Origin of the sequence: Verrucosispora sp. SN26_14.1 (genome assembly GCF_004307965.1) — a bacterium.
GTDB lineage: Bacteria > Actinomycetota > Actinomycetes > Mycobacteriales > Micromonosporaceae > Micromonospora.
In genome coordinates this window covers 1-2,968 of record NZ_SISL01000603.1, presented here as the reverse complement: position 1 = coordinate 2,968, position 2,968 = coordinate 1, and the positions used below count along the sequence as shown (strand labels likewise).

Here is a 2,968-nt window from a genome sequence, read left to right as displayed (position 1 = left end):
AAGTCGGGCACCGTCGGCATCGGCCGGCGGGCCGGGGAACCGGCGACCACCCGCACCTGCTCGCCGTGGTGCCACAGCTCGACGGCGGCGTCGGCGGGAGCGTCGGGCAACTCGTAGCGGGCCTCGTCGGCGGTGAGGGTGACCAGCAGCCGGTGCCCGTGCCAGCAGAGGCTGAACGCGAGCCGGTCGATCCGGTCCGGCAGCCGGGGATCGAACGAGAGCAGCTCGCGGTCGTCGCGCATGCCGCCGAAGCCCTGCACCAGGGCCAGCCACGAGCCGCCCAGCGACGCCAGGTGCAATCCGTCACCCGTCTTGTCGCCGATGTCCTTCAGGTCCTGCAACACCGACTCGGCGAACAGGTCGTACGCCAGGTCGAGGTGACCCAGTTCGGCGGCGAGCACCGCCTGCGGCGCGGCGGACAGCGACGAGTCCCGGACCGTACGCGCCTCGTAGTAGGCGAAGTTGGCCGCCTTCTCCTCGGCGGTGAACTCCCCGGGGCAGCGCAGCATGGCCAGCACCAGGTCGGCCTGCTTGACCACCTGGCGACGGTACAGCTCCAGGTAGGGGAAGCTCAGCAGCAGCGGATAGTCGTCGTCGCCGGTGTCGTCGAAGTTCCACTCCGGTTGGGTGGTGAAGCCGGCGGCCTGCTGGTGCACCCCGCGCTTGGCGTCGTACGGCAGCACCATCGCGTCGGCCGCCGCCCGCCAAGCAGCCACCTCGGACGGGTCCACCCCCAGCCGATCGGCCGCCTCCGGATAGCGCTCGACGGCGTCCGCCGCACCGCGCATGTTCCGCCGGGCCATCAGGTTGGTGAAGGCGTTGTCGTCGACGAGTGCGGCGTACTCGTCCGGGCCGGTGACGCCGTAGACGTGGAAGCCGCCGTCGTCGGTGAAGTGTCCGAAACCCTGCCACAGCCGGGCGCTCTCCACCAGCAGTTCCAGCCCGGCTCCGGCCCGGAACTCCTCGTCGCCGGTGGCAGCGGCGTGACGCAGCACCGCGTCGGCGATGTCGGCGTTGACGTGCAGCCCGGCGGTGCCGGCCGGCCAGTAGCCGGAGCACTCCTCGCCGCCGATGGTCCGCCACGGGAAGGTGGCGCCGGTCAGCCGCAGCTCCGCCGCGCGTTCCCGTGCCTGGGGCAGGTGCGCGTACCGCCAGAGCAGGGCCGAGCGGGCCACTCCGGGGGCGACGTACGTCAGCACCGGCAGCACGTACTGCTCGGTGTCCCAGAGCACGTGTCCGTCGTACCCGTTGCCGGTCAGCCCCTTGGCCGGGATGCTCAACGCACCGTCCGGCCGGCCCGCCTGGATCAGGTGGAACATGGCGAACCGGATGGCCTGTTGCAGCTCCTCGTCGCCGTCGAGCACCACGTCGGCGGTCTGCCACGCGGTGTCGAGGGCGGCCCGCTGGTCGGCGAGCAGGCTGTCGAAGCCCGCCGCACGGGCGGCGTCCGCCTCGGCGGTCACCTGGTCGGCGAGTTCCTCGGCGTCGGTGCCGTCGACCGGCACCCACTCGTACGCCGCGTACTTGGTGAGGCGTACCCGCCGACCGGGCGCGACCGTCCCGGTGAGGGTGAGCCGGACCCGGTCCTCGGTGACGTCGGTGCTGGTGGCGATCTCGTCGGGGGCTGACAACCGGTGTGCCACGGCGACGGCGATCCGCTGGTCACTGTGCTCGGTGCGGTGCACCAGGACGCCGTCGGTGCCGTCGGCGTGGTGATGCTCGGCGACCAGCGGGTCGTGGATGGTCGCCGCGGCCCGGGGGTCGTCGTCGCGTTCCGGAACCCGCTCGTTGGCCAGCAGGTCCGCGCAGATCCGCAGTTCGACCGCCTCGTCCAGAGGTTCCACCGTCCAGTCGAGGGCGGCCACCCGGCGACGTGGCAGCGACACCAGCCGGGTGCTGCGGACCCGCACCCCGTGCCCGGCGGGCGAGGTCCACTCGGTGACCCGCTCCACCACCCCGGCCCGCAGGTCGAGCACCTGCTCGTGGGAGCGCAGCGTGCCGGTGCGGACGTCCAGCGGTTCACCGCCGACCCAGAGCCGGACGAGAGTGGCGTTCGGCACGCTGACCAGCGTGTCGCTGAGCTGCGGAAAGGCGTACCCGTCCTCGGGGTAGTCGAGCGCCCGCCGCTCGTGGAACCCGTTGAGGTAGCTGCCCGGCATCTCGCAGGGGTCGCCCTCGTCCAGGGTCCCGCGCCAGCCGACCCAGCCGTTGCTCAACGCGAAGATCGATTCGGTCTCGCCGAGCCGGTCGAGGTCGTCCTGGGTACGGACGATCCGCCACCGGCCGTCCGGTGCCGATGACGGCCGGTCGGGGGTGCTCTGCACAGCGCCTCCTGGGGTGCGACGACGAGCCCTGCGGACCGTCATTTCCCCACCGGCCCACTCACCACACCAGCAGCAGCGCCCCCAGTGTGCCGAGCACCAGGTACGGCCCGAACGGCAGGTGGCTCGACCAGCGGGCCCGGCCGCTGACCAGCAGGACCAACGCCACCAGGCCGGAGAGGACCAGCGCGAGCAGCAGTCCCGTCACGAGCAGGCTCCAGCCGTACCAGCCGAGCAACGCGCCCGCGCCGAGCGCCAGCTTGGCGTCGCCGATGCCGAATCCGCGTGCACCGAGCAGCAGCGTGGTGGCCGCGAAGAAGAGGGCCAGCCCGAGCCCGGCGGCGGTGGCGCGCCACCAGGGCGCGACCCCGGCACCGGTCAGCGCGGCGAGGCCGAGCAGCAGCCAGGTGCCGGCGGCGGCCGGCCAGGTGAGCCGGTCCGGCAGCCGGTGCACCGCGAGGTCGACGAAGACCAGGGGGATCGCGAAGGCGAGCCACCACGCGGCGGCAGCCAGTTCGGCGACCGGTGGGCGGGTCAGCAGCAGGGCGAGGACGCCCACGGCGGCCAACTCGACGGCGCCCGGTGGCGCGCCGACCCGCACGCGGCATCCGGCGCAGCGGGCGGTCGGTCCGAGCGCAGGCCACGGC

2 protein-coding genes are annotated in these 2,968 nt (G+C 73.3%); both read right to left on the bottom strand.

The features are described from left to right. Positions 1-2,324: glycoside hydrolase family 65 protein (locus EYA84_RS29770; protein ID WP_236146034.1), on the bottom strand; the 2,324-nt coding region annotated here is incomplete at its 3' end. Positions 2,325-2,382: 58 nt separating this feature from the next. Continuing rightward, a partial coding sequence (locus EYA84_RS29765; protein ID WP_131057426.1) for a prepilin peptidase occupies positions 2,383-2,968 on the bottom strand: 586 nt, incomplete at its 5' end.